General features: G+C 61.3%; 4 protein-coding genes. 1 reads left to right on the forward strand and 3 read right to left on the reverse strand.

Annotation, left to right across the window (positions count from 1 at the left end):
• The first annotated feature begins 252 nt into the window (after positions 1–252).
• Positions 253–558: a hypothetical protein gene (locus FJ319_14370; protein MBM3935450.1), complete on the forward strand. Its 306-nt coding sequence runs from the start codon at positions 253–255 to the stop codon at positions 556–558.
• On the opposite strand, the gene FJ319_14375 is transcribed toward FJ319_14370, so the two are convergent.
• From FJ319_14375 to FJ319_14385, 3 genes are all read right to left on the reverse strand, one after another.
• A complete protein-coding gene (locus FJ319_14375) occupies positions 555–2,540 on the reverse strand; it encodes an ABC transporter ATP-binding protein (GenBank protein MBM3935451.1) in 1,986 nt (661 codons plus the stop codon). The two genes, FJ319_14370 and FJ319_14375, sit on opposite strands and share 4 nt — an antisense overlap.
• A gap of 13 nt (positions 2,541–2,553) precedes the next feature.
• On the reverse strand, positions 2,554–4,335 hold the full coding sequence (locus FJ319_14380; protein MBM3935452.1) for an ABC transporter ATP-binding protein: 1,782 nt from the start codon (positions 4,333–4,335) through the stop codon (positions 2,554–2,556).
• Between the two features lie 117 nt (positions 4,336–4,452).
• Positions 4,453–5,010, reverse strand: a complete 558-nt coding sequence (locus FJ319_14385) for a MarR family transcriptional regulator (protein ID MBM3935453.1) — start codon at positions 5,008–5,010, stop codon at positions 4,453–4,455.
• Positions 5,011–5,366: the final 356 nt, after the last annotated feature.

The raw sequence follows: 5,366 nt of genomic DNA on the forward strand, positions 1-5,366 counted from the left end.
CGCCCCTCCAGAACAAGGTTCAGTATCTGTGCTCTCTTCGCTTCTCGCTCGGTCAAATGTAGTCCTCTCATGGACTGACATATTCACTGAGCAGTTACCTACTGACAATATCACTGAGCAAAGACAAATTGCTTTCCTGGACTTGATACTTCCCCGGGGATTGACGTAAGCTGTCGAATCGTTTAATGTTTCGCGCTGCTGCAAAATCGAGAGCCGTTGTGTATCAGCGACGGCGATTAACCCGGAGGTAATATGCCGAAGTTTGAGGTGGTTTCCCTGCACGAAGCAGAGTCCAGGACCAGTACCGGCAAGCGCGCCGAGACGGCGCGTCAGTACCTTGGCTACGTGAACGGGCTGCGGGACGGCATAGCGGGCCGGCTGCGGCCGGACTCGAACGAGACGTTCGTCGCAGTCCGCCGCCGGCTGGGAGCGGCCGCGAAGGCGTCCGGGCGGGAGATTGTAATCAGGCGGAACGGTAACGACGTGTACTTCTGGTCGCGGGCATCGGAAACGGCGCCGAAGCGCGGCCGCGGGCGGCCCCGCAAGACGGTAGCCTAGTCGGCGCCTTCGCCGGCCAGCCTTCGCCTGCCGCCGCCACCCATTCCCCCCATCCCCTCGCCACGCATCCCGCGGCCGCCTTCGCGCCCCTCGCGCTGCGGCCGCGGCTTTTCGTCCCCGCCCACCGCGCTGAAAGAGCTGAGTTTCGCATAGAGGCCGTTCAGGGCCATTAGCTCCGCGTGCCTGCCCTTTTCTACTATGCGCCCCTTGTCAATCACCACGATGATATCCGCGTTGCGGATCGTCGAGAGGCGGTGAGCGATCACGACCGCCGTGCGCCCCTTGAGCAGCTCACCCAGCGCCTGCTGGATGACGAGCTCCGACTGGGTGTCGATGTTTGCGGTGGCCTCGTCCAGGATGAGTATTTGCGGCTCCGCAACGATCGCGCGGGCGAAGCTGATGAGCTGGCGCTGGCCGATACTAAGGTTGCTGCCGCGCTCCTGGAGAACGGTGTCGTAGCCCTTCTCCAGGCGGGTCACGAAGTCGTGCGCGCCGACGGCGGTTGCCGCCTTCACAATCTGCTCGTCCGTGATCCACTCCCGGTTATAACGAATGTTGTCCTTGATGGATGCGCCGGAGAAGAGGTACGGCTCCTGCGGGACGATGCTCATCTGGCGGGACAGCGACTTCTGGGTAACGTCGCGCAGGTCGTGGCCATCGATAGTGATCTTGCCCTCTGTGACATCGTAGAGTCGCAGGAGGAGCGAGACCATCGTCGTCTTGCCCGCGCCGGTTGGGCCGACGAAAGCGACCGTCTGGCCGGGCTGGACCTCCAGGTTGATCTCCTGGAGCACTGGCGTGTCCTTGGAGTAGTGAAAGCCCACGCCCTCGTACCGGATATGTCCCTTCACGGGCGGCAGCTCCACTGCCCCGGGCTTGTCCTCAACGTCGGGCGTGATGTCCAGTATCTCGAAGATTCGCTGGCCGGAGACCATGGCCCGCTGGAGGCCGCTGTACTCCTGGGTGAGGTTGCGGACCGGCTCAAAGAAGCGCTGGATGTAAAGCGCGAAGGCTACGAGGACGCCAACTTCCAGGTTGCCCTCCAGCACCATGATGCCGCCGAACAGGACGACGAGCGCCATGCCGAGGGATGTGAGGAGCTCCACGGTGGGGAAAAGGATGGCGGAGACGCGACTCGCCTCCAGGTTGGCGTCCAGGTTCTCGGTGTTGGACTTGCCGAAGCGCTTGATGTTCGCCTCTTCGCGGTTGAGGCTCTGGACGACCCGGACGCCGGATATGTTCTCTTGCAGGCCGGAGTTAACGTCGGCGATGGCCTTGCGCGCCCGCTGGAAAGAGCGGAGGGCAAAGCGCTGCCAGACGATGAGCACGATGAACAGAAGAGGGATGACGGTGAAGGTGATAAGCGCGAGCTCCCACTGCATCACGAGCATGACGACGACGATGCCGACGAGGCTGATGACCTGCGCCAGGCTGTTCACGACTATATTCAGCACCTCCTGGAGCTGCTGTACGTCGTTCTGGACGCGGGACATCACGCGGCCGACTTCGTTGCGGTCGAAGAACGACATCGAGAGGCGCTGGATGTGGCTGAAAAGCTGGACGCGGATCGTGTACAGCATGCGCTGGCCGATGTAGGACAGGAGGCGCTGGTGGGCGTAGCTCATGGCGAACTGGAGCGCGGCGACGCCGATAAAGATCGCGACGATCATGTTGAGGCCGCTGAGGTCGCGGGTGCGGATGTAGTCGTCGATGACGAGCTTTGTCAGCCACGGGAGTGCGACAACGGTGGCGGTGTAGACCATCATTGCCAGGAAGGTGATGACGACCAGCTTCATGTGGGGGCGCATGTAGCGCATCAGGCGGGTCACGACCTTGTGGTCATACGCTTTGCCGCCCTCGTCCTGGTCCAGGCCCAGGTGGCCGAAACGGCCGCCGCCCATACTCCCGCCGCCACCGCCCATTCGCCCGCCACCCATCATGCCGCCGCCGCCGAAGCCTCCTCCGAACCCGCCTCCGTACATATTTTGAAACTCCTTAGCTGTTCTCTGCCTGGGCGGCTTTGGCCATGATGGCGTCCGACGTGAGGTCTTCCTGCGGTCGGAACTGAAGGTCGTAGATCTTCTTGTAAAAGCCGTCCTTCGCGATCAGCTCTTCGTGAGAGCCGCGCTCCACCACCTCGCCTCGCTCCAGCACGAGAATGAGGCTGGCCCGGCGGACTGTGGAGAGCCTGTGCGCGATGACGATGGTTGTCCTGTCTTTTGTCACCTCGGCCAGAGCCTGCTGAATCTGGAACTCGGTCCCCATGTCTACGCTGGAGGTGGAATCGTCCAGGATCAGGATGGGCGGGTCCAGAAGCAGCGTGCGCGCAATGGCGAGGCGCTGGCGCTGGCCGCCGGAGAGGGTGAGGCCACGCTCACCGACGCTGGTGTCATATCCGCGCGGGAGCTTTTCTATGTGGTCGTGTATCTGCGCAACACGCGCCGCCCACTCCACCTCTTCGGCGGTGACCTCGTCGCGGCCGTAAGCTATGTTGTGACGGATGGAGCCTGCGAAGAGGAAAACATCCTGCATCACAATCCCCACGTTCTGGCGAAGGGACTTAAGTGTGACATCGCGGATGTCTGTGTCGTCGATGGTGATGCGGCCGGCGGTGACCTCGTAGAAACGCGGCAGGAGGTGCACGACGCTGCTCTTGCCGGAGCCGGGGCCGCCGAGAATAGCGACCATTTGGCCCGGCTGCGCCTCGAATTCGATGTTCCGTACGGCAGGCACAGAGTCATCAGTGTAGCTGAGGGATACACCCTCGTAACGAACGTGGCCCCTGGCCCGCGGCAACACTTTGGCGCCGTGCTTTTCTTTCACCGGCGACTCGGCGTCCAGGACCTCAAAGAGGCGCTGCCCTGCCGCCGTGGCCCTGGTGAAGCCGTCTATCATGCGCGCGATGCGCCGGATGGGTGCGATGACCACTCCGATGTACAGGATGAACGTGGTCAGCTCGCCCGGGGTGAGCCGGCCGGCGACGACCTCGTTACCCCCGACCCACAAGGTGATGCCCGTCAGCGCGGTGAAGATGAATGCCATCTGTGACATCCGGAACGCGCCGAACGCCCCGGCGCGGTAGCGGAGCTCCGCGAGCTTCTCCACCTTTTTCGCGAACTTGGCCTCTTCATAGTCGGCAGCGCCGAAGGTCTTGACCACCTTCATGCCGCTCAGGTTCTCCTGCAGCACGGCGGTCATCTGGCCTGTCTCGGCCTGCACCTGCCGGTAGAGGGTGTGAAGCTTGGTGCGCATGTTCAGCGCGAGCCAGATAACGATGGGGACGGTAGCGAGGGTGACAAGGCCCAGGCGCACGTTGGTCGTGAGCATGATGCCGGAGACGCTTGAGATCATGATGATGATCGAGACGATGCTTATCAGGCTCTCCCCCATGAAGTTGCGGACAGCATCCACATCAGCCGTCGCGCGGGACATGAGGTTGCCGGTCTGCTGCTTGTCGTAGAAGCCGAAGCTAAGGGTCTGGAGCTTGCGAAAGTAGTCGTTGCGCAGGTCGAATGCCGCGCGGAGGGAGACGGACTGGGCGAGGAATGACTGGGGGTAACCGAACGCGCCGCGCACTGCGCTGGCGAGAATGATGACTGCCGCATAGGTGAGAAGACTGGTGCGCGTGGCGTCTTGCAGAGCCGCGTCAATTGCGCCGCCGGTGAGGCGGGGGACGACAACCCCTGCGAGCGTCGCCCCCGCCATCGCTGCATATGCCCCGGCAAGGTGCCACTTCTGCCGCCAGCCGTAGCCGATCAGGCGAAGTATGATTCTCATGGGAGGTCACAGGGAGTGCATGGATTCGCCGTCGCGCGATCCTCCGGGGACCGGAATGCAGAAGACAACTCAGGCGCAACCCGGCCCAACGACCCATCAATTCAATATTACTGGTGACTAGGAACCAGCGGCCTCAACTGCGATGCGCTCTCTGATCCCCTGGTCATCCAGGATAATCGGCTGCTGCTCGGGCTGGTCTTCCACAGGCTGCTGCGCCTGGTCTTGCCGCCTCATCCGTGCAATCGCTCGCACTAGGACTTCCATAGCGGGCGCAACGATTTCGAGCTCGTCCACTGTCAGTCCGTTGGCGATCGCCTCGGACCGCATGTGGTCCATGCGGTTGAACTGCTCAACCATGTCGCGGCCGGATGTAGTCAACTGGCATGCTACTACACGGCGGTCATTGGGGTCTTCTACTCGCTCTACAAAGCTCTTGCTGACCAGGCGGTCTATCATGCTGGTGGCGGATGGCATGCCGCGGTCAAGATAGGTGGAGATTTCGCTCATGCGCTTTGACCCCTGGCTCAGGAACATCAGGGTCCGAAGCTGCGGCATGGTGAGCTGAAGATCGGTCCACGTGCGGGGAGACTTGGAGCGCCGGATGGCAGTCCACTGGTCCATACTCCCCACGAACTGCCCAATCAGTTTTTGTCGTCGCTCGTGAGTGTTTTCCATTTACTTCTCGCAATGTGAAATATGTTAGCACAGCGAATCCAACGCAGTCAACGTAAGGGACCCGTTAAGCCCGGTGGTATTAAAACGCGCCGGTAATCACACTCCTTTCTTTCGTTGACAAACGTTACGCCGTGCAGGCTGCGAGATTTTTGAGCAGAGAACACCACACGGGGAACTTACACGCATAGTATGTTAATATTTCGCATTTGTCAAACTGCTGGCGGAGCGCGTGCATTGGTGCAGTGATAGTGTCAGGGGTTAAGGGAGCAGTGAAAATGTCAGTCTATGAAAGAACTGACAATGAGCGAGAGAGAGGCTAAACGAACGGTAGTGTTGAACGCTGTCCTTGAGAAGCG

The sequence above is a fragment of the SAR202 cluster bacterium genome, assembly GCA_016872355.1.
Lineage (GTDB): Bacteria > Chloroflexota > Dehalococcoidia > Lucifugimonadales > VGZY01 > VGZY01.